General features: G+C 65.7%; 18 protein-coding genes and 1 pseudogene. 5 read left to right on the forward strand and 14 right to left on the reverse strand.

Annotated elements, in window-relative coordinates:
* Positions 1-6 precede the first annotated feature (6 nt).
* The 3 genes from DR_RS14820 to DR_RS14830 form a co-directional block, all read right to left on the reverse strand.
* Entirely contained in the window at positions 7-1,596 is a 1,590-nt protein-coding gene (locus DR_RS14820; protein ID WP_010889505.1) for an ABC transporter substrate-binding protein, read from the reverse strand.
* 128 nt (positions 1,597-1,724) lie between these two features.
* Positions 1,725-3,821: an MDR family MFS transporter gene (locus DR_RS14825; protein ID WP_010889506.1), complete on the reverse strand. Its 2,097-nt coding sequence runs from the start codon at positions 3,819-3,821 to the stop codon at positions 1,725-1,727.
* Positions 3,818-4,354 (reverse strand): MarR family winged helix-turn-helix transcriptional regulator, encoded by a 537-nt coding sequence (locus DR_RS14830; protein WP_010889507.1) that lies wholly within the window; start codon positions 4,352-4,354, stop codon positions 3,818-3,820. The genes DR_RS14825 and DR_RS14830 overlap by 4 nt, the downstream gene beginning before the upstream one ends.
* A gap of 489 nt (positions 4,355-4,843) precedes the next feature.
* Between DR_RS14830 and DR_RS14835 the strand changes: the two genes are divergently transcribed.
* A complete protein-coding gene (locus tag DR_RS14835; RefSeq protein ID WP_051618881.1) occupies positions 4,844-5,812 on the forward strand; it encodes a leishmanolysin-related zinc metalloendopeptidase in 969 nt (322 codons plus the stop codon).
* A gap of 312 nt (positions 5,813-6,124) precedes the next feature.
* On the opposite strand, the gene DR_RS14840 is transcribed toward DR_RS14835, so the two are convergent.
* Positions 6,125-7,921: an acyl-CoA dehydrogenase gene (locus DR_RS14840; RefSeq protein WP_027479780.1), complete on the reverse strand. Its 1,797-nt coding sequence runs from the start codon at positions 7,919-7,921 to the stop codon at positions 6,125-6,127.
* Between the two features lie 191 nt (positions 7,922-8,112).
* On the opposite strand from DR_RS14840, the gene DR_RS14845 reads away from it, so the two are divergent.
* A complete protein-coding gene (locus DR_RS14845) occupies positions 8,113-9,087 on the forward strand; it encodes an NADPH:quinone oxidoreductase family protein (RefSeq protein WP_027479781.1) in 975 nt (324 codons plus the stop codon).
* Positions 9,084-9,548, forward strand: coding sequence for a MerR family transcriptional regulator (locus tag DR_RS14850; RefSeq protein WP_010889511.1), 465 nt, complete (start codon positions 9,084-9,086; stop codon positions 9,546-9,548). The genes DR_RS14845 and DR_RS14850 overlap by 4 nt, the downstream gene beginning before the upstream one ends.
* A gap of 160 nt (positions 9,549-9,708) precedes the next feature.
* Here DR_RS14850 and DR_RS14855 read toward each other — a convergent pair whose 3' ends face one another.
* From DR_RS14855 to DR_RS14900, 10 genes are all read right to left on the reverse strand, one after another.
* A complete protein-coding gene (locus tag DR_RS14855; RefSeq protein WP_063653090.1) occupies positions 9,709-10,893 on the reverse strand; it encodes an IS4-like element ISDra7 family transposase in 1,185 nt (394 codons plus the stop codon).
* Positions 10,894-11,034: 141 nt separating this feature from the next.
* Entirely contained in the window at positions 11,035-13,392 is a 2,358-nt protein-coding gene (gene qqaR / locus DR_RS14860; RefSeq protein ID WP_010889514.1) for an N-acyl homoserine lactone acylase QqaR, read from the reverse strand.
* Positions 13,393-13,723: 331 nt separating this feature from the next.
* Complete coding sequence (paaK, locus tag DR_RS14865; RefSeq protein ID WP_010889515.1) at positions 13,724-15,004, reverse strand: phenylacetate--CoA ligase PaaK; 1,281 nt, start codon at positions 15,002-15,004, stop codon at positions 13,724-13,726.
* A gap of 185 nt (positions 15,005-15,189) precedes the next feature.
* Entirely contained in the window at positions 15,190-15,723 is a 534-nt protein-coding gene (locus tag DR_RS14870) for an ankyrin repeat domain-containing protein (RefSeq protein ID WP_034350686.1), read from the reverse strand.
* Between the two features lie 21 nt (positions 15,724-15,744).
* A complete protein-coding gene (locus tag DR_RS14875) occupies positions 15,745-16,479 on the reverse strand; it encodes a ferritin-like domain-containing protein (RefSeq protein ID WP_162177737.1) in 735 nt (244 codons plus the stop codon).
* A gap of 213 nt (positions 16,480-16,692) precedes the next feature.
* On the reverse strand, positions 16,693-18,969 hold the full coding sequence (locus DR_RS14880) for a catalase (RefSeq protein WP_034350677.1): 2,277 nt from the start codon (positions 18,967-18,969) through the stop codon (positions 16,693-16,695).
* Between the two features lie 321 nt (positions 18,970-19,290).
* Positions 19,291-20,007 carry an ABC transporter ATP-binding protein gene (locus tag DR_RS14885; RefSeq protein WP_010889519.1) on the reverse strand — a complete coding sequence of 239 codons (717 nt, stop codon included), beginning with the start codon at positions 20,005-20,007 and terminating at the stop codon, positions 19,291-19,293.
* On the reverse strand, positions 20,004-21,764 hold the full coding sequence (locus DR_RS14890) for a branched-chain amino acid ABC transporter ATP-binding protein/permease (protein WP_034350675.1): 1,761 nt from the start codon (positions 21,762-21,764) through the stop codon (positions 20,004-20,006). The genes DR_RS14885 and DR_RS14890 overlap by 4 nt, the downstream gene beginning before the upstream one ends.
* Positions 21,764-22,813 (reverse strand): branched-chain amino acid ABC transporter permease, encoded by a 1,050-nt coding sequence (locus DR_RS14895; RefSeq protein ID WP_010889521.1) that lies wholly within the window; start codon positions 22,811-22,813, stop codon positions 21,764-21,766. The genes DR_RS14890 and DR_RS14895 overlap by 1 nt, the downstream gene beginning before the upstream one ends.
* Before the next feature lie 119 nt (positions 22,814-22,932).
* Entirely contained in the window at positions 22,933-24,072 is a 1,140-nt protein-coding gene (locus DR_RS14900; protein ID WP_027480157.1) for an ABC transporter substrate-binding protein, read from the reverse strand.
* Between the two features lie 304 nt (positions 24,073-24,376).
* Here DR_RS14900 and DR_RS14905 point away from each other — a divergent pair.
* Together DR_RS14905 and DR_RS14910 are read left to right on the forward strand one after the other, a co-directional pair.
* Positions 24,377-26,079: pseudogene (locus DR_RS14905) on the forward strand (long-chain fatty acid--CoA ligase).
* Between the two features lie 234 nt (positions 26,080-26,313).
* The gene (locus DR_RS14910; RefSeq protein WP_034350671.1) at positions 26,314-26,520 is read left to right on the forward strand and encodes a hypothetical protein; all 207 of its coding nucleotides are present in this window, start codon (positions 26,314-26,316) and stop codon (positions 26,518-26,520) included.

Here is a 26,520-nt window from a genome sequence, read left to right on the forward strand (position 1 = left end):
TTCTTTTTACTTCTTCTTCCAGCTCTTGCCGACGAGCGACACCGTGTTGTACGGCTCGCTGCTGAAGGGGCTCAGTACCCAGCCCTTCACGTAGCTGCGGGCAGCGGCGACTGACTGGCTGTGGACGAGCGGAATACGGTAGCCCGCGTTGTAGGTCAACTCGTGGATGCGGGCATACGCCTGCGCCCGTGCCTGCCGGGTCAGGCCACTGCGGGCCTGCTGAAGCAGGGTGTCGAGCTCGGCGGGCGCGTTCCAGCCGATGTCGTTGGTGGAGGTGGGATTGTACAGCGCCCCGTAGAAGTAGTCGGGGTCGCCGTAGTCACCGATGAGGCCAATCTGGAACATGCTCAGGCGGCCCGCAAAGAGGTCGTCGAGATATTTGGCCCAGTCCTCGGTCTTGAGGTTGACCTTGATTCCGACGTCGGCGAGGTCGGCGGCCATCGCCTCGGCGGACGCCTTGGGTTGCGGGAAATAGCTGCGGGTGATCGGCATGTACCAGAAGTCGAGCGTGAAGCCGTTGGGGTAGCCCGCCTCGGCGAGCAGTTTTTTCGCGGCGGCGGGGTCGAACTTGTAGTCGGCGGGCACTTTGGAACTGGTCGCCCAGCCGAGCGCGGGCGGCACGATGCTGGTGTCGGTGCGGCCCAGGCCCGACCAGAAGGCGTCCACGACGGCGCGGCGGTTGATCGCCATGCTGATCGCCTGCCGGACCTTGGGGTTTTTCAGGTACTCGTTGCGGTTGTTGAGCCCGATGTAGCCGAGGTTGAAGCTGGGCCGCTTGTAGAGCACCAGATTTTTATCGGCCTGAATGGCCTTCATGTCGTCGGGTTGCAGGTCGCCCACGAGGTCCACCGTGCCGGCGCGCAGTTCGTTGAGGCGCTGGTTGGGGTCCTTGATGCTGCGAATGATGAGGGTGTCCACTTTCGGCTTGCTGCCCCAGTAGGCCGTATTCGCCCGCAGCGTCACGCGGTCGCCGCTGCGCCAGCTCCCAAAGACGAAGGGGCCGGTGCCCACCGCCGTGCCCTGCGGCGTGCCGTACTTCGCGCCCTGGGCTTTGATGGCCGCCGGGCTGGCAATGCCCCAGTACGACGCGCTCATCTGCACCGGAAACACCGTGTTCGGGCGGGTCAGGTCCACCCGCACCACGGAATCGTTCACTTTGACGATGTTCTTGATGATGGCGTTTTTCTCGCCCTTGTAGCCGCCGAGCAGGTCAGCCACGATGGAAAAGGTCCGGCCCTGGTCGCGCAGGCCGTTGGGGTCGCTCTTGTCCCACCAGCGGCGCAGGTTGAAGACCACGGCGTCGGCATTAAACGGCGTGCCGTCGTGAAACTTGACGCCCCGGCGCAGGGTGAAGGTCCAGCTCGTCGCGTCCTTGTTGGGGGCCCAGCTCGTCGCCAGCCCCGGCGCGAGGTCGGTGCTGCCGGGCTTGACGTTGATCAGGCGGTCATAAATCTGCCGCTGCACGTGCATGGTCACCGAGTCGTGGGCGTTGGCCGATTCCAGCGTGGCGGGTTCGCCGCTGCCGGCGACGACCAGGGTGCCGCTCGCGGCGGCGGAACTGCACAGCAGGGCGGCGAAAAGAGCGCGTTTTTTCATCGGCCTAGAGGGTAGACCATCGCGGGGCGCAGAGGGCGAGGCGGGCTACGTTTGCCGGCTCTCCTGCCCCGTGAGACAAAAAAACCGGAGGTCCCTCACGGAAACCCCCGGTTCTTGGTGTGCGTGGCTCAGGCCACCGGCACCGCGCCTTCACCCTCGGTCTTGGAGGGACCGGCGGGCTTGTTGCGGGTGCGCAGGGGCACCACCGGCACGAACAGGGTGATCAGGAAGCCTGCGAGCGCGAACCAGATCGCGCTGCGGAACATCTTGGTCATGGAAGCGGTAAAGCCGTCTTTCAGGCCCTGGCCGACCTGCTTGCCGAGGGTCTTGGCCTGGGTGTCGAACTGCTGCTTGATGGTCGCGAGCGCCTGCGTCCGGGCCTGCGCCTGCACCTGCGGCTCGCTCGCCAGAATGCCCTGGGCGACGCGGGCGGCGGTGACTTGCGCGGCCTGCGGCGTGGCGAGGGCCTGAGCGGGCAGCCCGCGCACAATCGCCTTGAGCTGTTCCGGGCGGTTGGGGTTACGCAAGATCGCCTGGCGGCCCTTTTCGCCCTTCGCCAGCGCGGCCTGTACGCCCGCCGCCTGCCGGATGACTCCCGCGTGAACCTTCGCGTTCAGCCCGCCGGTCGCCAGCACCTTGAGCTCGTTGGGCAACTGCTTGTTCGCCTGCACGGCGCGCCGGGCGGCTTCGTCGCCGTTGATGGCCTTTTCGATCAGGACGTACTGCTGGTCGAACGCCTTCTTGATCTGCACTTCGGGACCGTTGCCCTTGCCGGTGCTCGCGGCGCGCAGGGTGCCGAGGTCGATGTTCTTGGAGTTCATGGACGAACCGGGCATGGCGGGCAGGTGCTTGGGCAGCTCGTTGTGCAGGTTGTTCATCAGCAGGGTGCCGAAGATCGCTGCGCCGATGGTGGAGCCGATCTGACGGAAAAACTGGCTCGACGAGGTCGCCACGCCGAGCTGCCGCAGCGGCACCGCGCTCTGGATGGCGAGGGTAAAGAGGCTCTGGCTGGGGCCCAGGCCCAGACCGACGATGAACATGCGCCAGTACAGGTCCACGAGGTGCGAGTCCGAGCGGATGCCGGTCAGCGTCCACATGCCCAGAATCAGGATCAGGGCGCCGCCGATCATCCAGGGCTTGTACTTGCCGGTGCGGGCGACGATGTTCCCAGAGGTAATGCTCGACAGCATCAGGCCCAGCATCAGCGGCAACATGCTGGTGCCGCTCGCCGTGGGCGACACGCCCAGCACCATCTGCATGTAGAGCGGCAGGAACATGACCACGCCGAAAAACGCCATGCCCATCACAAAGGAGGCGAGGTTCCCGATGCTGAACATCGGCACATTGAAGAGTGTCAGCGGAATGATGGCGTCGGGCGTGCGCCGCTCGACGAACAGGAAGGCGATCAGGCTCACCAGGCTGCCCGCGAAGAGGCTGATGATGGTGGAGCTGTTCCAGGCGTAGGTGGTGCCGCCCCAGGTGAGTGCGAGCAACAGCGGAATGGTGGTCGCCAGAATCAGCGCCGCGCCCCAGTAGTCGATTTTGCCCTGCATGCGGTGCGCGAGCTTGGGCATCTTGGAGATGATCAGGAACAGGGCCAGAATGCCCAGCGGCAGGTTGGCGTAGAAGGTCCAGCGCCAGGAGAGCGTGTCGGTCAGCCAGCCGCCGATCAGCGGCCCCAGCACCATGCTCAGGCCGAAGATGGCGCCGAACAGGCCGCCGAACTTGGCACGCTCGGTGGGGTCGAACATGTCGGCGAGGATGGTGAACGCGGTGGTAAAGAGCGCCGCGCCGCCGAAGCCCGCCACTGCACGGAAGGCGATGAGCTGGTTCATGCCGCCGCCGAGGAAGTTGCCCAGGAACGGCTCGCCCGCCAGTCCGCACAGCGCCGAGCCGAAGAGGAAGACCAGGATGCCGAAAATCAGAATCGGCTTGCGGCCATAAAGGTCCGAGAGTTTGCCGTAGATGGGCACCATCACCGTGGAGGCGAGCAGGTAGGCGGTGGTGACCCAGGTGTAGAGGTTAAAGCCCTTGAGGTCTTCGATGATGCGCGGCATGGCGGTGCCGACCACGTTCTGCGAGAGCGCGGCGAGCAGGAAAACGACCAGCAGGCCGATCAGGGTGATGCGCTTTTCCTGATCGGTGAAGTGCGGCATCGTTTCGTGATCGGGCACCGGGACTGGAGCCGGCGAGGACTGAAGGGGCGGGGAAGCGGGGTTGGTCATGCAGGCTCCTGGGTGGGGGTGGGGTCGGAAACGCACAGGGGGTCGGTGGCAGAAGCGGGCAGGCCGATGTCGGCCAGAGCCTCGATGGTGTCGAGCAGCATCAGCAGTCGCTCGAATTCGAGGTGCCCGAGGCGCTGACCCGTACTGTCCTTGATGGCCCGGCTGATGTTGTCGAGCATCGCCTGTCCGGCGTCCGTCAGGGTGAGGTGAATGCGGCGCGAGTCCTCACGGTCGATCTGGCGTTCGAGCAGCCCGGCCTTGACCAGTTGTTCGAGATACCGGCTGAGCAGGCTGGGCGGCATGTCGAGCGCTTCGGCGAGCTGTTTGGGATACGCGTGACCGTGGTGAATCGCCTGCAACACAAAGTAGCGGCGGAGGTCGATGCCGTGCCGCTCGGCGAGCAGCGGGCCCACGTCCTGCTTCATGCGGCGGTTGAGGCGCCAGATGCCGCCCAGAAACCGCAGGATGAGTTCGTCGGTCAGTTGCTCCGGCAGCAGCGGCGTGGAAAGCGCACCCGGCTCGGACGGCTTCACCGGACCCCCGGCGGAGGTTGGCTGCCCATCAGGCCCGTTGCGGCGCCCCGTGGGGAAGCAAAGGAAAGGTCAACCATGACCCCAGTTTAGAGCCGTTAGTTCACTTAAGTCAACTAATTTGGGAAGTGAACATCTGCCGATATGGAACTATTGACACACCATGAGATGAGGCGGGGGCAGGATAGACAACGCACCTGCGGGGATTTCCGCGCTGAGGCTGACAAAACACTCGTCGGCGGGTGATTGACGCACTGTCTTGATGAGGGCTTGAGCGGACGCACACATAAATCACACAAACCGCCGTGTAGTTTTCTCCTCAGCTTCAAAGGAAGGCAGCACAGTTTCTAGGGTCGGTGGCAGCTCGCCGCCTACACCTGGGACGCCTTGCCCGACTTCCATCAAGCTACTTCTGTGGCCGCGCCCCTGAGTTTTGAGGCCTGTTCGTTGCCCGGCTTTCCTCACCCTGGCCTTTGTTGCAAGGAGCCCCACATGACCCGACTGACCACCCCTGCCCATCTCACCGCCGCTGCCCTGGGCCTGAGCCTGCTGCTCGCCTCGTGCGGCGCCGGCAGCAACCAGACCGCCGTGACGGACGCCGCCGCCAATGCCCGCCCCGAACAAGCCGGCACCGTGAACGTGACCGACCTGCCGGTAGACCCCTACGTGAAGACGGCGCCTGTGCAATCGCAGGCCACCGAGCCCTACAACATCACCCTGAAGTTTGCCCCCGGCAGCGACCCCAGCGTGGTGAGCGCCATGCAGGCCGCCGCGAACCGCTGGCAGAGCGTGATTACCCAGGGCCAGCCCGACGCCACCGCCAGCATCCCCGCCGGGGCGTGCGGCAGCAACGCGGCGTTCAGCGGCACCATCGACGACATTCTTGTCTTTACCGGCAACACCAGCATTGACGGCCCTGGCGGCGTGCTCGCCCAGAGCGGCCCGTGCAGCGTGCGGACCAGCACCGGCCTGACCACCTACTCCACCCTGGTCTTCGACACCGCCGACCTCGGGCAGTTCAGCGGGCAACTCGCCGACATCGCCGTACACGAGCTGGGGCACTCGCTGGGCATCGGGTCGCTGTGGTCGCGCTTCCGGATCGTCAGCGGCACCGGCACCAGCAACCCCGTCTACACCGGCACCAACGGCGTGCGCGAGTACCGCGCGGCGGGCGGCACCCTCAGCAGCGTGCCCGTCGAGAACCAGGGCGGCCAGGGCACGGCGGGCTCGCACTGGCGCGAAACCACTTTCAAGACCGAGCTGATGACCGGCTACCTCAACAGCGGCGTGGTCAACCCCCTCTCGCGCATGAGCGTGGGCAGCTTGCAGGATATGGGCTACGCGGTCAACTACGCCGCCGCCGACGCCTACCGCGTGCCCAGCGCCGCTGCGTTGAGCGCGGAGAAACTCGAACTCGGCGGGCACGAGCAGATCATCGAGCCGAAGTACCGCAGCGAGTAAGGTTTTTTCGCAGGACATTCACAACAGCAGCGCACCTCGGCCTTGTCGCCTGGGTGCGCTTTTTTGTGGTTGAGGGGGCTGAGCGCATTTGACGGAGAGATTGTGTGCTGTTGACCCTCTACCAAGGGGAGACTTGTAAAGCTGCGAAGCAGAGGGCCTTGCAAAGCAAGGGGTGAGGGTGTCTTTTTTCTGTTTTCTGTCGAAAACTCCAGTGACTGACCGATTGCCGCAGCACATACAGGGCGTCAGTCACGCCAAACAAATGAAAGAGGGAACCGTCCCCGATTCCCCCTCCCCTCCGTTTCTCCTGCCTCAGAACCAGTTTTCCTGCATCTCCACCGTCGTCGGGTCGGCACTCGCCAGCAGTTCGGCCCAGGTGCGGACTTTGGGCAGCTCGTAGCGGGCGAAAAAGCGGGCGGCGTGGAGCTTGCCCTCGTAAAAGTCGCGGTCGTCGCCCCGGGCGTCCGGCAGGGCGCGGGCGGCGGCGAGGCCCTGGCGCAGCCACATCCAGCCGACCACCGTGTGGCCCACCATATCGAGCGCGGCGTTGGCGTTGGCGAGGAAGAGGTCCGGCCCCAGCTCGGCGGCGCGGCCCAGCAGGCTGCCCAGCGCGGCGGCGCACTGACCAATCGCTTCTTGCAGCGCCGTGCGGATGTCGCTCAGTTCCCCCTCCTGCTCGGCGGCCTTCAGGTCGGCCCCCATCTTGCCGAGCAGGACTTGCAGCCCGCGCCCGTTTGCCTGCGTCAGCTTGCGCCCGAGCAGGTCGTTGCCCTGAATGCCCTCGGTGCCCTCGTGAATAGGGTTGAGGCGGTTGTCGCGGTAGTACATCTCCACCGGGGTGTCGCGGGTGTAGCCAGCGCCGCCCATCACCTGAATCGCGTCGCTCAGCGCCTCCTGGCTGTACTTGCTCGGCCACGATTTGACGATGGGGGTCAGCAGGTCGAGCAGAAGCGCGGTGTCGGCCTTCTCCTCCTCCGGGCCGGTATTCAGGTCGTCGACCAGCGAGGCGGCGTAGAGCCCGAGTGCGAGTCCGCCCTCCACAAAGACCTTCTGGCGCAGCAGCATCCGCTTGACATCGGCGTGCTCGATGATGGCGACCGATTCGGCCTGCGGGTCGCGGTTGCTGGCGTGTCGGCCCTGGCGGCGGTCACGGGCGTATTCCAGGCTCGCGAGGTAGCCCGCGTAGCCGCTCATGACGGCGCCCATGCCCACGCCGATGCGGGCCTCGTTCATCATGTGGAACATTTGCGCCAGGCCCCGGCCCGGTTCGCCCACGAGTTCACCGATGGTTTCGCCGCCCTCGCCGAAGTTGAGCAGCGTGTTGGTGGTGCCCCGGTGTCCAAGCTTGTGGTTCAGGCCCGCCAGCACGACGTGGTTACTTTCGCCCACGCTGCCGTCGGGATTGATGCGGTAGCGCGGCACCAGAAACAGCGAGATGCCCTTCACGCCGGCCGGAGCGCCTTTGATGCGTGCGAGGACGAGGTGGACGATATTCTCCGTGAGTTCGTGCTCGCCGCCCGAAATCCACATCTTGGTGCCGGTGATGGAGTAGGTGCCGTCGTCACGCAAGGTCGCCGTGGTCGTGATGTCGGCCAGCCCGGACCCCGCCTGCGGCTCGGAAAGCGCCATCGTGCCGAACCAGCGGCCTTCGAGCAGCGGCAGCAGATATTTTTCCTGCTGCTCGGGGCTGCCGAACTCGCGTTGCAGGTTGGCGTTGCCGATGGTCAGGAAGGTGTAGCTCGCGGTGCCGGGGTTGGCCGCCTGAAAGTTGGCCTGCACCGCCTGCATGACCACCCAGGGGAGTTGCAGCCCGCCGAGTTCCTCGTCGTGGTGCGCCGAGAAAAACCCGGCGTCACGGAAGGCCTCGACCGCCTGCTGCGCCTCGGGCACCAGCTTGACCTTGCCGTCTACAACATGCGGCTCATTCACGTCGGCGGCGCGGGCGTGGTTGGCGAAATACTTCTCGGCCACGTTGTAGGCGACGTTGAGCACGTCCTGATAGACCTCGCGCGAGTGTTCGGCGAAGCGGGGGCGCTCGGGCAACTGGGCGGTGTCGAGCACCTCGAACAGTTGAAATTGCAGGTCGCGTTTATTCAAAAAAGGAGCCATCAGGACCAACCTCCGGAGGAAAAAGGGGCGCAGGGACGGGAAGCAGCGGCAAACGCAGCAGGCAGAAAAATGTCCGTCAACGTTTACTTTGTACGTTGGCGTTACTATAGGGCACACCCGCCTGACCGTCTCTCTCTTTTCTTCCTCTTCGCCCCTTGCTCCTCGTCCCAGCTTTTTCCGGAGGTTTTGCCATGCGTGCCCTCGTTTGCCAGCAGTTCGACCAGCCCGAAACCCTGACCGTTCTTGAGAGCCCCGACCCCACGCCCGGCGCCGGCGAGGTCGTGATTGCCGTGGAAGCCGCCGGCGTCAACTTCCCCGACGCCCTGATGGTGATGGGCCAGTACCAGGTTCGCCCGCCGCTGCCCTTCGTGGCGGGGGCCGAGGCCGCCGGAACCGTCGCCGCCATGGGCGAGGGCGTGCGGCACCTCAAGCCCGGTCAGAACGTGGTGGCCTTTACCGGCACCGGGGCTTTCGCGTCGCATCTGGTGGCGCCTGCCTCCAATGTGATTCCGCTGCCGCCCGGCTTTCCGGCGGACGTGGCGGCGACGCTGCCGCTCGCTTACGGCACCACCCTGCACGCCCTGATTCAGCGCGGGCAACTGAAAGAAGGCGAAACGCTGCTGGTCCTCGGCGCGGCGGGCGGTGTGGGGCTGGCCGCCGTGATGATCGGCAAGGCGCTCGGCGCACGGGTCATCGCGGCAGCGTCCACGCCGGAAAAATGCGCGGTGGCGAGTGAGCACGGCGCCGACGAAGTCATCAACTACACGGACGAGGACCTGCGCGAGCGGCTCAAGGCGCTGACCGGCAAAAAGGGCCTGGACGTGGTGTTCGACCCGGTGGGCGACCGCTACGCCGAACCCGCTTTCCGCTCGCTCGGCTGGAACGGGCGCTACCTCGTCATCGGCTTCGCGGGCGGCGAGATTCCCAAGCTGCCGCTCAACCTGCCGCTGCTCAAGGGCTCCAGCCTCGTCGGCGTGTTCTGGGGCGAATTCGCGCAGCGCGAGCCGAAGGCCAATGCCGAGAACATGGCGCGGCTCATCGGCTGGATTGCCGAGGGCAAAGTACGCCCCCTCGTCAGTGAGCGCTACCCGCTGGAGCGCGGCTCCGAGGCGCTGCGGGCGCTGCTGGGGCGACAGGTGACGGGGAAGGTGGTCATTACACCTTGACGACCCCTTCCAAATCGACGGCGCCCACTGACGAGGCCGGCAGCGACCTCACCTTCTACACCACCGCCGAACTCGCCCGCGAGGCGGGGGTCACCCGGCGCACGGTGATGCACTACGCCGAAATCGGCCTGCTGCCGCCCGACCAAGTGACGGCCTCGGGCCGGGTGCTGTACGCGCCTTACTCACTGCGGCTGCTGCGCGACCTGATTGACCTGCGGGCCCTGGGAATGACGCTGGAAGAATCGCGCGACATGGTGACCCTGCGCCGCGCCACCCACGCCCCCGACGGCACCTACCGCCGCGACTGGGTGCGCGAGGACGTGCCGCTGAGCGACGAGCAGCTTCAGCGCCTTCAGACCCGGCTGCATGTCCTGAACAGCGCCTACGAGCGGCAAAAGGACAACCTCGCCCGCTTTGACCGCTGGCTGACGAAGCGGTTCGTGGCGACGCGCGACAGTTAAGACGCCGCTCGATAGCAGCAAGAGAAAAGAGCGCAGGCCATCGCATCGGCCTGCGCTCTTTTGGGTGGAGGCATAAATTTGGCGCTGGTCTGAACCAATGGTTCGTGCAGTTTTAGGCGGCTTTAAGTCCGAAATCCAGCGGACTGAACGGCGAATTCGCTCATTCTTCAAAGCGAGCCGAGAGGTCCAGATTGGATAAAATGACCTGGGCCAGCAGGGCGTTATACGCCCTGCGTTTCATGTCTTCGAGACTGAACACCAGATCCTGCCCGCCACCTGCCGCTCGCAGGGCCTCCAGTCGGCAAAGATTCAGGGTCAGCAGCACCACGTTCCAATGCGCCTCGATGCCCTGCTGTGACCGCAGTTGCACATCCTGGCCCCCCAGGAACTGTTTGGCATCCCGGAAGATCAGTTCGATCTCAAAGCGGCTTCGATACAGCGCCATGACCTCATGAGCCGGCATGGTCACAGCGGTGCTGAACAGCACCGCGTAGCCGGTGACCTGACCCTTTTTACCAATCTGCTGAATGACGACTGCGCGCACTTCCCGCGCCCACTGCACGCTCCAGACCACCTGCGTCCACACCCGCTCAGTCGGCCTTGCAGAGACGAGGTCGAAGCGCTGCAGGTCACTGAAGTCCACCTTACCGTCGAACTTCTTCTTTCGCCCCCGTCGTCTGGGATGCTCACCGGTGTAGAGGTCGTTGAGGTTGGCGTTGCGAGGCAATCTGGAGATAAACGGGAGACCGTGACCCGTCACGGTCTCCACGATGGGTTCCTTCGCGTAATTCCCGTCGGCAACGACAGCAGCCAGATCAAGCTGTTGAACAGTCCGGAGATCGAGCAGCACGTCATCCAGCTGATCGGCGGCCTGTTCCAGACGAGTTGGAGCCTCAGACCCGGTCAGGGTCTGACGGACATCGACCGTCAAGGCCTGCCGGTGCTGGACATCAATGAGGGCACAACAGGATTGCTCGATTCCGCGTTCGGTCCGCGCGGCACAGCCATTCCAGAACGAGCCGAGGTGTGCGGTGTGCTGACCGGCTTTGCGGTGAAAAGAGGCGTCGATGGCCAGAACGCACAGTGGGCTGATCAGCCCACTCTCGATTGCTGTACTGACAGTCGCCTGGTGTAACGCGCCCCACGGAATGGCCCCATCGTCACTTCGGTGCAGCCAACGACGAATCGTACTCTCCGAGCAGGCTGCATACCGGGAGAGATTCAGGGCGTTCAGCCGTCCAGGAACAGCGAGAAAAACGCTGAGCAGCACGGTCAGGAAATTCCGCTGCGTCTTGCGCAGCGGGACCGCGCTGAGAACGTACTGTAGGATGGCCATCAGACCCATTGGAAGCGGTGATTTCACAGCTCCATTTTCAATGGGTCTTTCCTTTTGGGCTCAAAACTGCACGAACCATTGCTGAACGCCCCCTCACCCCTTTGCTTCGCAAAGGCCCTCTCCCACAAGGGGAGAGGGTAGAAAAAGCATTTACTCCGAAAGCTGCACCACCGTCCGCGTCGGGTCGGCTTCGATTTCAGGCTGGGTAAAGGGCAGTTTGACCCACTCACTGCGCGAGAACAGCCGCGTCTGGTCGCTGAAGTAGGGCGACTCGGGATTGCTCGACTGGCTGTAGGTCAGCACGGCTTCGGCCTGGACGCCGCTGTCGGTGAAGCCCACCGTCTGGATATAGCTGCTCGCGTTGCCGACGACGCCCCGGTAGCCACCCGGAGCGAGCGGGTTGAAGTCGATTTTGTCGAGCACGCCCTCGAACTCGGCGCCGCCGGGGAGCGAGATGAAGTCGCCGCCGCGCACCACGCCCTGCACCTCGCCCAGCGGGGCGTCGAAGGGAATGCCAGCGGCAGTCAGGGCGGCGGCGGCTTCCCGCAGAGCCCCCAGCAAGGCCGTCTGGGCAGCGGGGTCCGCCGTGTTCAGGCCGCGCGGCGTGTTCACCGGGTCGGCGGGGTCGAAGGGCACCGCGTAGACGTTGGGAATCGCCCGCGCCCGGCGCCAGAATTCGCGCCAGAGGGCCGCGCCCCGGCTTTCCTGCGAGCTGCGGCGGTCCCAGGCCGCGAGCGCGTTGCAGGCGGGTTGCAGCTCGGCGCCGCCTGCCGACTGGCACAGCTTGGCCGCGTCGGCAGCGTACATTTCGCCCGTGAGATTGCTCTCGCGCAGCAAGGTCGCCTGCAAGGTCGGAATGTCGAAGGTCCGGCCCGGCAGGCCATCCGTGCCGCTCAGGCGCCGCCCGATTTCCAGCAGGCCCATGCGGGTACGCGGCGACTGCGGGGCGTTGACCTCGCCGACAAGCGGGTCGAGGCCGGTTTGCGGCGCGGCGGGGTTGGCGAGCCACGCGCTGTTGTTGGAGTTGGCGACGAAATCCTGGCGAATCAACACCGGCATCTTGTCCGGCGCCCGCAGCCCCGGCACCCGCGAGGCAGGGTCGGTTTTCCAGTCGCAGGCCGAGTGGCTGCCGTCGAGCACGGCCAGCCCCGCCGCCGGAAACAGCGGCGCGAGCGGCGGAGGCGTGCAGGCCTGCTGCTGCGCCGCCGACACGTTGGGCGAACTGGAAATGTCGGCGTAGAGCGCGCTGCCCGCCCGGTCCGCCGCGATGGTGTTGACCCAGGGAATGCCCTGCACGTTCAGCGAGGCGCGGATGTCCCGCACGCTCTTGGCCCCGGCGAACCCCAGCCAGGTGGCGAGCATCCGGGTGTTGTTGCGGTTGGCGTCGCGCAGCGCGAAGGCGTACTGCGGTGTCCAGGTCAGCCCGGCGGCGGGCAGGTTGACGAGCGGCCCCTCGGGCGTGAAATACACCGTGCGGGTGTGCAGGCGCGGACCGTTGGCCGTCTTGACCTCGATGACAGCGGTGCGGCGTTGCAGTCGGCGTTGCTGGCCGTCCTTGACATAGCTCAGCGGGTCACCGGGCACCAGCGTGAGCGCCGCGAGGGTAAAGCGCTTGTCGGTGGACACGGTGTGCGTCCAGGCCACGTCCTGATTGAAGCCGATGTTGACGACCGGCATCCCGCCCAGGCTGGCGCCCATCACGTCGAACTGGCCCGGCAGGGTGAGGTGCAGTTGGTAAAAGCGGTTCGACGTTTCCCAGGGAAAATGCGGGTTGCCGAGCAGCAGGCCGCGTCCGTTCGTCGTCGCCTCGCTCCCGAAGGCCCAGCCGTTGCTGCCGATGGGCAGGTCGTTGAAGCGGTACTGCCGGTTGAAGGCGGCGAGGTCAGGACGCGGCGCCGCCGTGCTGGCCCCCGCCTGAGGAGGCCGGGCGCTGGTAATGGCGCTCACCATGGCCCCGGCGCTCGCCTGAATGGCCTTCTCTTCCCCGAGGCGCATCACGTCGAGTTCGGTCAGGGGCCGCACCCAGTCGGCGTTCCGGCAGGCCGAGGGCCACTGCTCCGGCGGCGTGTCGCGCAGGTAGCGGTTGACGCCCGCCACGTAGCCGCGCATCAGCGCGAGAATCTGCGGCTGGTCGCGGTAGCCCGCCTGCAAGCGGCCCGGCTCGATGACGGTCTTGAAAAACACGTCGCTGTCGAGGTTGTTTACCGGCTGAAAGCCCACCACCGTCTTGCCCTCGGCCCCCAGAAACTTGGAGCGCTCGCCGCGCACGGTCATGACCTGGTCGGCGAGCAGACAGAGGTTGTCCTGCGCGTAGCTGTAGCCCACGCCGTAGCCGATGCCGCCGAGGTCGGACGCCTGAATATGCGGAATCCCGTGGGCGGTGCGCTGAATCTGAACCTGATAGGTCTGGGCGCTCGCCGCCCCGCCGAGCATGAGGGGGCCGAGCAGCAGAGAGCCGAGCAGCAAACGCGCGGGAAGCGAGACGGAAGAAAAGGGGGAACGCGACATGGAAGCCTCCGGGAAAAAGAAAAGGGCAAGGCACGGCCCGTGGGGACCGCGACACTGAACTAGAAATGGACGGGCGGCAGTCTACCCCCAGCGGCGCCGGGAGAGGGCAAATGGCCGTCAATAAATCGCTGTTAGAGCATTTGACAGAATGATCTGGTCTGTCTTTGACCCTCTACCTTGATGGGACTCGGAGAGCTGCACCGCAGAGAGGGCCTTGCGAAGCAAGGGGTGCAGGTGTCTTTTTCTGTCAAATGCTCTAAAGCAGAGGGGAACACGCAGCGGTCACGTGCTCCCCTCTCCAACAGGCTGCCAATCCCCGTTTTTCTTCCGCTCAGCGGTCGCCGCGCAAGTCGGTGACGCGGCGCAGCTTGCCGCCCTCACTGCGGGGGAGGCTGCCGGGTACGTGCAGTTCGCAGCGCACCGTCACGCCCACCTGGGCCTTGATCTGGCGCTCGATTTCCTGGCGCAGGGCGGCGCTTTCGCTCAGGGCTTCGATTTGCAGCGTCAGGTCGTCCATGATGCCGGTGCGGGTCAAGATGACGTGGTAGTGCGGGCTGGCCTGGCCCATGCCGAGCAGCACCGCTTCGAGCTGCGTGGGGTACACGTTGACCCCGCGCAGGATAATCAGGTCGTCCGAGCGGCCCCGGATCTGGTCCATGCGGCGCATGGTGCGCCCGGTGCCGTTTTGGGCGGGCAGCAGCCGGGTAATGTCGCCGGTCCAGTAGCGCAGCACCGGCAACGCGGTGCGGGTCATGCTGCTCAGAACGAGCACGCCCCACTCGCCGTCGGGCAGCACTTCGCCGGTGTCGGGGTCCAGAATCTCGGGGTAGAAGTGGTCTTCCCAGAGGTAACTGCCCCGCTGCTCGCTCACGTCCTCGTTGCTCACGCCGGGGCCGATGATTTCGGACAGGCCGTAGATGTTGGTCGCCTTCACGCCCAGCCGGGCTTCGACCTCGGTGCGGGTCTTGTTGGACCACGGCTCGGCGCCCAGCACCGCGTATTGCAGCGAGATGTCTTCCGGGCGCATCCCGCAGCGGCCCAGCGCCTCGGCCAGCACCAGCGCGTAGCTCGGCGTGCAGGCGATGATCTGCGGTTCGAGGTCCTGAATAAGCTGCACCTGCTTCTCGGTGCCCCCGCCCGAAATGGGCACGGTGCACATGCCCAGCCGCTCGGCGCCGCCGTGGGTGCCCAGGCCGCCGGTAAACAGGCCGTAGCCGTAGGCGTTGTGGAACGTCATGCCGGGGCGCCCGCCCGCCGCGTAGAGGCTGCGCGCCACCACGTCGGAAAAGACGTTCAGGTCGTTGGCATCATAGGCCACCACGGTCGGTTTACCCGTGGTGCCGCTGCTCGCGTGGATGCGGCGCAGTTGGTCGCGGTCCGTCGCCAGCAGCCCCAGCGGATAGTTTTCGCGCAGGTCGCTCTTGCGGGTCAGCGGAAAGCGGGCGAGGTCGTCGAGCGTCTGTAGGTCGTCCGGGCGCACGCCCAGGGCATCGAATTTGGCGCGGTAGGCGGGCACGCGCTCGTATTGCCGCGCCACCATGACTTGCAGTTGCGCGAGTTGCAGCGCGCGGAGCTGGGGCAGGGGCAGGGCCTCACGTTCAGGTTGAAACAAGGAAAGAACACCTCCGGGACGGTCCAGCAGGACCAGACAACAGAATCTGAATTGAGACTTGTCCCGAATTGTAAACCCCTAACGAACGTTTGGTTGGTTGTTGCCCAGAGGAGTGCCGCCCGCTCTCCGCCAGCCATAAAAAATCCCCCCGATGTGGGGGGGCCAGAGAAAACTGAAGCGGCGGTTCAACCCGAGCTGCGGGCCAGCCGTTCTTCAAGCCACGTCACCGAAGGCTGCGCGTTCATGGTGCGGGCGGCGTCGAGGGCGCTGGTGCCCGCGCTGTCCCGCGCTTGTAGGTCGGCGCCTCGCTCCAGCAGCAACTCCAGAATGTCGAGCCGGGCAAACATCGCCGCGAACATCAGGGCGGTGCGGCCCGTCGGCCCGCGGCTTTCCACGTCTACACCGTGGTCGAGCAGCAGTTGCACCATCGGCAGCTCGCCCTTGAAGGCGGCGGCTTGCAGCGGCGTCTGGCCCATGTCGTTGGCGATAGAGGCGTCGGCGCCGCGTTCGAGCAGCAGCCGAGTCGCGTCGAGATGGCTGTGGTAGACAGCGAGCATCAGCAGGGTGTCACCCTTCTGATTGCGGACATTGAGCGGCAGGCCCTGGTCGAGCATCACGCGCAGTTCGGCGGCGTCGCCGGCACGGGCGACTTCAAAAGCGCGTTGCAAAAATTCGAGCACCTGACGGTCGAGGTCTGTGGGCGCAGAAGATGAGGTCATCGGAAACACGTCCTTGGGGGCTTAGCGCTTGGGCGCGGGGCGGTAGAGCTGCACGAACGCTTCACCGCGCGGCACCGGACGGCTGCCCAGCACGCGGCGCACGTCGGCGTCGGCGGGGAGGGGGGTCACCTCGCCCTTGCCGGCCACCTTGAGGTAAGGCGCGAGCGCGGGCGCGGTGTCGGCCATCTGGCGGAAGCTGGCAGCGGGCAGCGTGTCGCGGAAGGGACCGTACCCGCTGAGCTGCGAGAGCAGGGTGAGGTGCTGCGCCTCGCTGGCGGCGATCTGGGCCATCGTCGCGGCGAGTTCGGGCTGCGCGGCGGCGAGCTGGTGGGCCGCGCCGAGGTAAGCGCTGGTCGAAATCTGCTCGAGCTTGAGCGCGGTGTCGGCAAAGACGCCCGCGTCAGTCAGCAGCCGCGCCGGGAGGGCAAACGACGCCGTGAGCGGGCGGCCCCCCAGCGAGCACAGCAGTTCGAGGTGATGCGACTCGGCGGCGAGCACGCCGCGCAGGTCGTCGGCGGTTTCGGGGGTCAGCATGAAGCTGGCGTGACTGAGCACCTGAAAGTACAGGGTGACAGACAGCGCCTCGGCGGTGGCCGCGAGGTCGAGCACGGAACTCTGCTTGCCGACGGGCGCCCCGGCGCCGCCCAGGCCGAAAGCGTCACTGAAACTCGCGGCGACGGCGGTTCCGGCGAGGCCGCGCAGGAAGGTACGGCGACTGCCTTCGTGGGGTCTGCCTGTCTTGAGATCATCGGTCATGGTGGGGTTCCTCGTGAAGATGAACGGGGGGCCGGGCCAGCCCAAACGCTCTGTGCCCGGCCCCTGCTCGTGAGACTCAGAGCAGTCCTCCGAATTCCGTGGTGGGAGGAAAAGCGCCCCACACCACTCCATTCTCCGTTCTGCTCATCCAATTCACTCGCTTCGCTCGGTCCTCAAGGTGGCGTCTATTCCGCCACCTTGAGGACTAATGGTTTAGAGCTGCGGACGGCCCCAGAAGCGGTGCTCGGCGAGCGCCTGCACGAAGCTGTCGGCGGCGGCGCTGGCCCCCTTGTCCTGGCCCACGATTACGCCGAGGGCGGCGAGCTTGGCGCCCCCTTCGCCCGCTGCGAGACGCACGCCCGCGACTTCGGAGAGGTTCTGCACCGGAGCCGTGGCGCCGTCCTTGGCGGGGGAGTCGGCGGCCACGCGGCGCAGCACGTTGCCGATGCCCGAGCCGGTCACGATTTCGGCGCCTTCGCCGAGGCTGCCGATGGGCTTGGCGTGGCGGTAAGACCCCACCACGAAGTTGAAGCTTTCGGGGTGCTGCGCGAGTTCGCGCACCGCCGCCGCGCCGCCCGCCACGACCACGCCGTCGTAGACCACGGGGTCGGTGTTGGACAGGGTCGCCGTCGCCATCACGCCGGAAGCGATTTCACCGAGGTGGGGCGCCACGATGTCGTACTTGACATCGGCCTTCTTCAGGGCGTCTTGCAGCGCCTTCACTCCGGCAGCGTCCACACCGTCGGCGACGAGCACGGCCACCTTGCGGCCCTTGGCACTCTTGGGCTGGCCTTCTTCCTGGCTCAGGCCCTTGGCCTTTTGCAGCCCGCCCGAAGCGGTGGTGGGCGAGATGGCCGCAGCGAGCAGCGCAGTTTCAGAGGCGCTGTCCTGCTGGCCGCCGGGTTTGGCGTCGCTCGTGGAGGGCAACTTCTCGCCGAGGCCCTTGGCGACCTGCGCGGCGAGCACCTCGTTGATTTTTGCCAGATGCCCGAGCATCCGCACACGCACGTCGCGGGTTTCGCACTTGCTCAGCTCGAAGCGCAGCGACTTGGCGATGTGCTCCTTTTCCACCGGGCTCATCGAGTTCCAGAACAGTCGCGCCTGACCGTAGTGGTCGCTGAAGCTCTCGGCGCGCACGCGCAGCTTGGTGCCTTCCACCTTGTCGGGGTAGGTGACGAAGCCCGCCGCGCCCGCCTGGGCCGGCTTGTTGGCGGCCATCTGGTTGGGGAAGTACGCCACGCGGCCCTTGTTGATGGTGTGGCGCATGTGGCCGTCGCGCTGGTTGTTGCTCACGCGGATGATGGGGCGGTTGATGGGCAGTTCCTGCCAGTTGGGGCTGCCCAGGCGCGAAAGCTGGGTGTCTAGGTATGAGAAGTTGCGGCCCTGGAGCAGCGGGTCGTTGGTGAAATCAATGCCAGGAACTACGTTCTGGGTCATGAAGGCGACCTGCTCGGTTTCGGCGAAGAAGTTGTCCACGTTGCGGTCGAGGACCATCTTGCCCACGCGCTGTACCGGCACGAGGTCTTCGGGCACGATCTTGGTGGCGTCGAGCACATCGAAGTCCCACTTCATCGCCTCTTCTTCGGTGAACACTTGCACCCCGAAGTCCCATTCCAGCGTGCCGCCCTGGTCAATGGTCTCCCACATGCTGCGGCGGTGGAAGTCGGCGTCCTTACCGGCAATCTTCTGCGCTTCGTCCCACACCAGGCTCTTGACGCCGAGCACCGGCTTCCAGTGGAACTTGACGAGGTGAGCCTTGCCCTGGGCGTTGACCAGACGGAAGGTGTGCACGCCGAAGCCTTCCATCATGTTGTAGGCGCGGGGAATGGCGCGGTCGGAGTGAATCCACATCAGCATGTGCATCGCTTCGGGCGTCTCGGCGATGAAGTCGTAGAAGGTGTCGTGCGCCGAGGCCGCCTGAGGAATCTCGTTGTGCGGCTCGGGCTTGACCGAGTGGATCAGGTCAGGGAACTTGATAGCGTCCTGAATGAAGAACACCGGAATGTTGTTGCCCACGATGTCCCAGTTGCCTTCCTTGGTGTACATCTTCACGGCGAAGCCGCGCACGTCACGCGCCGTGTCCGCCGAGCCACGCGAGCCGGCCACCGTGGAAAAGCGCGCGAACACCGGGGTCTTGACGCCCACTTCGGTCAGCACCTTGGCATGGGTGTACTTTTCCAGGCTCTTGTCGAGTTGGAAGTACCCGTGCGCACCGGCGCCACGGGCGTGCACCACGCGCTCGGGGATGCGCTCGTGGTCGAAGTGGGTGATCTTCTCGCGGAAGAGGAAGTCTTCCATCAGGGTCGGGCCGCGCTCGCCCGCCCGCAGCGAGTTCTGGTCGTCGCTGACGACGTGCCCCATGTTGTCAGTCAGGGTGGTGCCGGGGTCGGTGGTGTTGGCACTGAGGTCCTGGGCCTTGCTCAGGTCGTCGACCTGCTTCTGGGCGTCGTCAAGAGACAGCGGGGTGGAGAGGGTACGTTTGGGAGCCATGAGCCACCTTCCTTTGAGAAGAGCGAAGTGAAAGTCAGCCACCAGAGCGCGGCCTTTTCGGGAAGACGTGTTCCTGGGAAACCCCAGGTGAACCCCCACAGAGTAGGCGCAAAGGGCGCCGTGAAAAAAGAAACACCTATTACGAAGACTCACTTCTACTTGATCTTCAAAGGTTCTCTAAAACCCACTAACTTGCAAAGATTAATCGGATAAGTTAGATGACCAATAGTTATTAAAGTGGGCCGCACTCGGCAGGCAAAGGCAAACCTGCTCCGTGTCCGGAACAGGCCTCCCCTCCTCTGCTGTGCGCCTTGTTTCCGCTTACCCGCCCAGGTAACTCGCCACCACCGCCGGGTCGTCCGCCAGCCTCGCGGCGGGGCCCTCGAGTTTGACGTGCCCGCCTTCGAGCACGTAGCCGTAGTCACTGATGGCGAGCGCGGCGCGGGCGTTTTGCTCGACGAGCAGCACGGTCACGCCGCTGTCGCGCAGTTCGGCCACGATGTGCAGGATGTCGCGCACGATCAGCGGCGCGAGACCCAGGCTCGGTTCGTCGAGCAGCAGCAGCTTGGGCCGGGCCATCAGCGCGCGGCCAATGGCGAGCATCTGCTGTTCGCCGCCCGAGAGGGTGCCGGCGAGCTGCTTGCGGCGCTCCAGCAAGCGCGGAAAGCGGCGGAACACGTCGGCCAGCCCACTTTGCATGCCCGCGCGCTGGGTGTAGGCACCGAGTTGCAGGTTGTCTTCCACCGTCATGGAGCCGAACAGTTCGCGGCGCTCGGGCACCAGCGTCATGCCCGCCGCCACCCGGTCTTCGAGCGGCATCTGGCGAACGTCGCGGCCCGCGTACCGAATGACGCCGCGTGAGGGCAGCGCGCCGATAAGGGCCGCCAGCAGCGTGCTTTTGCCCGCGCCGTTCGCCCCGATGACCGACACGATTTGCCCGGCCTCCACGCTGAGATTGACGCCCGTGACCGCTTCGACGCGCCCGTAGGCCACGTGCAGGTCGTCCACTTGCAGCAGCGCCCCAGGGTGGCCCGTCATACTTCCGCCCCCAGATAGGCTTCGCGCACCGCCGGGTTGCTGCGAACCTGCTGCGGGCTGCCCTGCGCGAGTTCCTGCCCGCTGTTCATGACCACCAGACGGTCCACCAGATTCATGACCAGGTCCATGTCGTGCTCCACGATGAGGATGGTGACGCCTTCGTCGCGCAGTTTCCTGAGCAGCGTCGCAAGCTCCTGTTTTTCTCCGAAGCGCAGCCCCGCCGCCGGTTCGTCGAGCAGCAGGAAACTGGGGTCGGCGACCAGCGCGCGGGCGATTTCGAGCAGCCGTTGCTGGCCGAGCGCGAGGTTGCCGGCCTGCTCGTAGGCTTGCTCGCTCAGGCCGACGCGTTCGAGTTGTGTGAGCGCGAGCCCTTGCAGCGCCGCTTCCTCGCCGCGCTCGAGGTGCAACATGCTTCGCAGCAACCCGGCCTGACCACGGGCGTAGCCGCCCATCATGGTATTTTCGAGCAGCGAGAGTTCGGGAAACAGCTTGACGTGCTGAAAGGTCCGCGCCACGCCGAGGCGGTGAATCGCCCGCGCCGGCAGCCGCCCGGCGTCGTGGCCCAGCACTTCCACCGTGCCGGAGGTCGCCGGGTTGACGCCCGTGACGAGGTTGAACATGGTGGACTTGCCCGCCCCGTTCGGCCCGATGAGGCCCACGATTTCGCCCGCGTTGACATCGAAGCTCACGTCGTTGACGGCCTTGAGCCCGCCGAACTGCTTGACGGCGTTGCGTACTTTCAGTATCGGACTGCCGGGCGCCGGGGTGGGCCGGTGCGGAAAAGTCACGGCCCGCGCCAGCAGCCGGGGCTTGCCCGCCGGGACAAAGCGCTCGATAAGCGGCCACAGCCCGCGCCGGGCAAATTGCAGCGTCAGGATAATGAGGATGCCGAGCACGACGATTTCGTAGTTGGTGTTTTCACCGAGCAGCCGGGGCAGCACGTCCTGCAAGACCTCGCGCAGCAGGGTGATGAGCACCGCGCCCGCCACGCCGCCCCAGACGTAGCCGCTGCCGCCGATAACCGCCATAAAGAGGTACTCGATGCCCACGTTCAGCCCGAACGGCGTGGGATTCACGAAGCGCTGCTGGTGGGCGTAGAGCCAGCCCGCCACCGACGCCATGACCGCCGAGAGCACGAACACCTGCACGCGCAGGGCAAAGGTATTGGCCCCGAACGCCTCCGCCACCACCGGCCCGGTTCGCAGCGCCCGCAGCGCCCGCCCGAAGCGGCTGGAAAGCAGAAACTGGGCGGCCACGATGGTCAGCGCCAGAAACGCCAGCGCCAGATAAGCGAATTCGCGCGGCTGGTCGAGCACCCTGCCGAAAAAGCTGACCGGCGGAATCTCGCGGATGCCGGTAAAGCCGCCGAGCGCGGGCGTGTTGCCGAACACGTAATACAAACTGATGCCCCAGGCAATCGTCGCCAGCGGCAGGTAGTGCCCCTGCATCCTCAGCGTGATGAGGCCGAGGATATTGGCGACGGCGGCGGTGAGCAGCATCCCCGCCGGCAGCGTGAGCCAGGGGCTCCAGCCGTATTTGGTGGTGAGCAGCGCGGTGGTGTAGGCGCCCACGCCCATGAAGGCCGCTTGCCCGAACGAGGTCAGGCCCGAAATGCCCGTCAGCAGCACCAGCCCGATAACGGTGATGGACACGATGGCGATGTTCGTGAGCAGCGTGACCTGAAACACCGGCAGGACCAGGGGCAGCACCAGCGCCAGCACGGCGGCGATAATGGCGAGCAGCGTGCGCGGGCGCATCACTCTTCCTCCTCGTCATGGTGCCGGGTGGAGAGGGAACGCCACAGCAGCACCGGCAAAATCAGGGTGAACACGATGACTTCTTTCCACTGGCTGAGGCTGAAACTGGCGTAACTCTCGATGAGGCCCACCAGCAGCGCCCCGATGGCGGCCAGCGGAAAAGACGCCAGCCCGCCGATAATCGCGCCGACAAAGCCCTTGAGACCGATGAGGAAGCCGGTGTCGTACCCGATGGGGAACTTGGGGCCGATGAGCAGGCCGCTCAGCACGCCCATCAAGGCCGCCACCGTAAAGGCGAGTGACCCGGCGAACTCGGGCCGAATGCCCACCAGCCGCGCGCCCAGCCGGTTCACGGCGGTGGCCCGCAGCGCCTTGCCGAGCAGCGTGCGCTCGAAAAAGACGGCGAGGCCCGCCATCAGCGCCAGCGAAACGACCATGACGAGCAGGTTCTGGTAACTCAGCGAAAAGCTGCCGATGTGGAGATCACCGCTGACGAAGGCGGGCGTGTTGCTGCCCTCGGCGCCGAAGAACGCAAGCCCCAGCCCGGTGAGCGCGAGGTGCAGCGCGACCGAGGCGATGAGCAGCACCAGCACGGTGGCGTTGCGAAGCGGCTGGTACACCACGCGGTAAAGCAGCGGCCCCAGCGGCACGACGAGCAGCAGCGTCAGCAGCACCTGCACCGCCAGTGGCGCCTTGAGCGGCGCGAGCCAGCCGGTCAGCGCCCACAGCAGCGCCCAGGCGCCCAGGCCAATCAGGACACTTCGCAGCGCCGCTTGAGTGTGCCCGGCGCGCAGCGACTGTACCACGTTCAGAATCACGCTCAGGGCGAGCAGCGCCAGTACCAGTTTCAGCGTGCCGGGCACCTTTCCTGCTTGCAGGCTCGCCAGCGTCAGCGCCCCGAACATCACGAATTCGCCCTGCGGAATAAAAATCACGCGGGTCACGGCAAACACCAGCACCAGCGCCAGCGAAAGCAGCGCGTACACCGCGCCGTTCGTCAGCCCGTCGGTGGTCAGGATGGGAAAAATGGTGGGGTCAAAAATATCCACAGCGGGCCCTTTCTCGAATCAAAACCCCTCTCCGGCGGCGCGGGCAAAAAAGCTCCGCAAGGCAGGAGAGGGCGTCGCGTGGCGGTGGGAGGGAGGTATTCCCCTCCCCCCCTCGGCACTCACTTCAGCAGCTTCCAGGTTCCGCCCTGCACCTGCACCATCACCCGCGAGCGGGCGTCGAGGCCGAGGTGGTCGGTCTTGGACAGGTTGAAGATGCCGTGGGCGCCGATGACGTTGCGGCTGCCCTCGATGGCGTCACGCAGCGCGGCGCGGAACTGCGGGGTGCCGGGCTTGCCCTTTTTCAGCGCGACGGGAATGGCCTTTTGCAGAATCAGGCCCGCGTCCCAGGCGTGCGCCCCGAAGGTGGACACGCTGTCTTTGCCGTACTTGTCCTCATAGAGTTTCATGTAGTTCAGGCCGACTCTGCGCGTGGGGTTGGTGGCGGGCAGTTGGTCGGCGACCAGCACCGGCCCGGCGGGCAGGAAAGCTCCCTCCACGTCCTTGCCGCCCACCCGCAGGAAGTCGGCGTTGGCGACCCCGTGGGTCTGGTAGATCTTGCCCTTGTACCCGCGTTCGTTGAGCGCCTTTTGCGGCAGCACGGCGGGCACCCCGGCGGCACCGATCAGCACGGCGTCGGGCCTGGCGGCGAAAATCTTGAGCGCTTGCCCGGTCACGCTGGTGTCGTTGCGGGCGTAGCGCTCGGTGGCGACGATCTTGAGGCCCTTTTTGGCGGCGACGGCCTGGAATTCGGAGAGCCAGCCCTCACCGTAAGCGTCGTTGAAGCCGATGTAACCCACCGTCTTGACGCCGTTTTTCGCCATGTGGTCGGCGATGGCGGCGGCCATGATCGCGTCGGTCTGCGGGGTCTTGAACACCCAGTTGCGCTTGCCGTCCACCGGCTTGATGATTGCTTCGGACGCGGCGAGCGAAATCATCGGAGTCTTGCTCTCGGCGGCCACGTCGATCAGGGCGAGGCTCGCGGGCGTGGTCGTCGTGCCGAGGATCAGGTCCACCTTGTTCTCCTGCACCAGCTTGCGGGCGGCAGTCACGGCAGCGGTGGTGTCGGAGGCGTCGTCGAGGATGATGTAGCTCACCTTTTCGCCGCCGATGGTCTTGGGCAGCAGGGCGACCGTATTGCGCTCGGGAATGCCGAGGCTGGCGGCGGAGCCGGTGGAAGAAACGATCACGCCCACCTTGATTTCGGCGGAGGCGGTGCCCAGGACGGCAAGGGCAAGGGTCAGCAGCAAACGGGTCTTCATGGGGAATCCTCCAAAGGAAAAAGTCAGCGCCAGGACTCGCCGGACACCACAACAAATTGAACTGAACGAACGGATGTTAGCAAAAGCTTGAGGCAGTTCACATCCAGCTTGCACAGCCCGCAACTGTCTAGCCAAATGTCAGAAATCTAGAAAAGTTTGGCGCGGTTCTGCCTCCCCGCTGCGGAACGCGCTAAACTCCGGTCATCCACCAACCATCTGGGTGCCGTGAACCGGCCAGTCGGCGGAGGGCAGTGCTGCCCTTTCTTCTCTTCCTGGCAGGCCATGGCATCTGCTCAGGAGACCTATGTCCGACGCTTCAGTCACTGCTGTTCCCGCTGCTCCCACGTCTACCGATTACCCGCCCGTGCAGGGGCGCTACTGGCCTCCCGGCAAGCCGCGCAGCCTGACGTTGCCGCAGACCGGCCTCTTCCACAACCTGCGCGTGAGTGCCGAGCGCTACCCCGAGAAGGTGGGGCTGTGGTTCTACGGGCGCGAGCTGACCTACGGCGACCTTTATGACCAAGTGGGTCGCCTCGCCGGGCACCTCGCCGCGCAGGGCGTGCGCAAGGGCGACCGGGTGGGCCTGTGGCTGCAAAACAGCCCCGCCTGGGCCATCGGCGCCTTTGCCGCGTGGCAGCTCGGCGCGGTGGTGGTGCCGCTCACGCCCATGCTGCAACCACGCGAACTGGCCTTTTTCCTGCAAGACGCGGGCATCAAGGTGGCCGTCGTAGGCGCCGAACTCTACGAAAAGGGCAAGCAGGCGGGGCTCGAACACGCCGTCGTCGCCAACGTCATGGCGGGCACCGTGCCGCAACAGGCGGGTGTGAAACTGCCCGATGGCCTGGACGCGCAGCCCGAGCTGCAAGCGGGCGACGTGACGCTGGAACAGGCGCTGCGCTCGGCCCCGGCCCCGATTGCGGAAGTGGACCGCGACGACCTCGCCATCATCTTCTACACCAGCGGCACCACCGGGCTGCCCAAGGGTTGCGCGCACACCCACGGCAGCGTGCAGGCGAGCACTTCGGCGCCTCGGTGTGGGTCAACGGCACCTGCGAGGACGTGTTTCTGGCGGCCCTGCCGTATTTCCACGTCACCGGCTTTATCAACAGCCTGATGACGGCGGTGGCGGGCGGCGGCAAAGTCGTCATGATGGCCCGCTGGGACCGCGACACGGCGCGCGAACTCATCCGTGACCACCGCGTGACCGTCTGGACGAACACGCCCACCATGCTGATCGACCTGATGGCCTCGCCCAACTTTCAGGCGAGCGACCTCAAGACGCTGCGCAGCTTGACCGGGGGCGGCGCCAGCCTGCCCGCCGCCGTGGGGCAACGGCTGCTCGACACCACCGGCATCTTCTTTCTGGAAGGCTACGGCCTCTCCGAAACGATGGCGCAGTCGCACTCCAACCCGCACGGGCGCCAGAAACTGCAATGCCTGGGGATTCCGCTGTTCAACGTGGACTCGCGCATCATCGACATCGAAACGGGGGCCGAGTTGCCGCCCGGTCAGGTGGGCGAAATCGTAATCAACGGGCCGCAGGTCATGCGCGAGTACTGGCAGCGGCCCCGCGAAACCGAGGAAGCCTTTACCGAAATCGGCGGACGGCGCTTTTTCCGCACCGGCGACCTGGGCTACATGGACGAGGAAGGCTACTTCTTCTTCGCCGACCGCCTCAAGCGCATGGTCAACGTCTCGGGCCTCAAGGTCTGGCCCGCCGAGGTGGAAAACAAGCTGCACGGTCACCCCGCTATTCAGGAAGCCTGCGTCATCTCGGTGCCCGACGAGCGCAGCGGCGAACGCGCCCGCGCCCTGATCGTGCTGCGCCCCGGCATGGAGGCCACTCCGCAGGACATCGAAACCTGGGCCCGCACGCAGATGGCGAACTACAAGGTCCCGCGCGACTACCAGTTCGTGGACAGCCTGCCGCGCAGCCCCACCGGCAAAGTCGCCTGGCGTCAGCTTCAGGAACAGGCCCGCGCTGAAATGGCGGCAGGGCAAAGCTGAGCGACTGAATTCACGACCACATTTTTCCAAAAGCGTCCCGGCCTCCTTGTGCCGGGCGCTTTTCTTTTGGGCTGGGAAGTTGAGCTGGGAAGGCAGACAAACCACCCAGCGTTCTGAAGAAAATCTGCTGGCTTTCTTTCTTTCTTGCCACCTCCTGCTAGAGTCGCTCTTGAGACTCTTTGTCAGGTCAGGCTCTCCCACGGCGCTGACCTGACGCGCCGAGGAGGTGCCGACATGTCCCCCCAGGACCCCCGTAACGTCCTGCCCGATCCCCACGAATCTGTTTCCGCCTCCAGCACCGACCCGCTCGAACCGTTCAACAGCCGCCTGCCACGCAGTTTGCAGCGGCGGCTGCGGGTGTACGCCGCGCTGCATGACCGCAAAATTCAGGACGTGCTGGGCAGCGCCCTCGACGAATACCTGCGCCAGCGGGAGGAGTAG

It is taken from the genome of Deinococcus radiodurans R1 = ATCC 13939 = DSM 20539, assembly GCF_000008565.1.
GTDB lineage: Bacteria > Deinococcota > Deinococci > Deinococcales > Deinococcaceae > Deinococcus > Deinococcus radiodurans.

Coding starts and splice junctions, on each gene's coding strand:
- DR_RS14820 (WP_010889505.1), bottom strand. CDS start 1,596: ATGAAAAAACGCGCTCTTTTCGCCGCCCTGCTGTGCAGTTCCGCCGCC.
- DR_RS14825 (WP_010889506.1), bottom strand. CDS start 3,821: ATGACCAACCCCGCTTCCCCGCCCCTTCAGTCCTCGCCGGCTCCAGTC.
- DR_RS14835 (WP_051618881.1), top strand. CDS start 4,844: ATGACCCGACTGACCACCCCTGCCCATCTCACCGCCGCTGCCCTGGGC.
- DR_RS14840 (WP_027479780.1), bottom strand. CDS start 7,921: ATGGCTCCTTTTTTGAATAAACGCGACCTGCAATTTCAACTGTTCGAG.
- DR_RS14845 (WP_027479781.1), top strand. CDS start 8,113: ATGCGTGCCCTCGTTTGCCAGCAGTTCGACCAGCCCGAAACCCTGACC.
- DR_RS14855 (WP_063653090.1), bottom strand. CDS start 10,893: ATGGGTCTGATGGCCATCCTACAGTACGTTCTCAGCGCGGTCCCGCTG.
- qqaR (WP_010889514.1), bottom strand. CDS start 13,392: ATGTCGCGTTCCCCCTTTTCTTCCGTCTCGCTTCCCGCGCGTTTGCTG.
- DR_RS14870 (WP_034350686.1), bottom strand. CDS start 15,723: ATGACCTCATCTTCTGCGCCCACAGACCTCGACCGTCAGGTGCTCGAA.
- DR_RS14875 (WP_162177737.1), bottom strand. CDS start 16,479: ATGACCGATGATCTCAAGACAGGCAGACCCCACGAAGGCAGTCGCCGT.
- DR_RS14880 (WP_034350677.1), bottom strand. CDS start 18,969: ATGGCTCCCAAACGTACCCTCTCCACCCCGCTGTCTCTTGACGACGCC.
- DR_RS14885 (WP_010889519.1), bottom strand. CDS start 20,007: ATGACGGGCCACCCTGGGGCGCTGCTGCAAGTGGACGACCTGCACGTG.
- DR_RS14890 (WP_034350675.1), bottom strand. CDS start 21,764: ATGCGCCCGCGCACGCTGCTCGCCATTATCGCCGCCGTGCTGGCGCTG.
- DR_RS14900 (WP_027480157.1), bottom strand. CDS start 24,072: ATGAAGACCCGTTTGCTGCTGACCCTTGCCCTTGCCGTCCTGGGCACC.
- DR_RS14910 (WP_034350671.1), top strand. CDS start 26,314: ATGTCCCCCCAGGACCCCCGTAACGTCCTGCCCGATCCCCACGAATCT.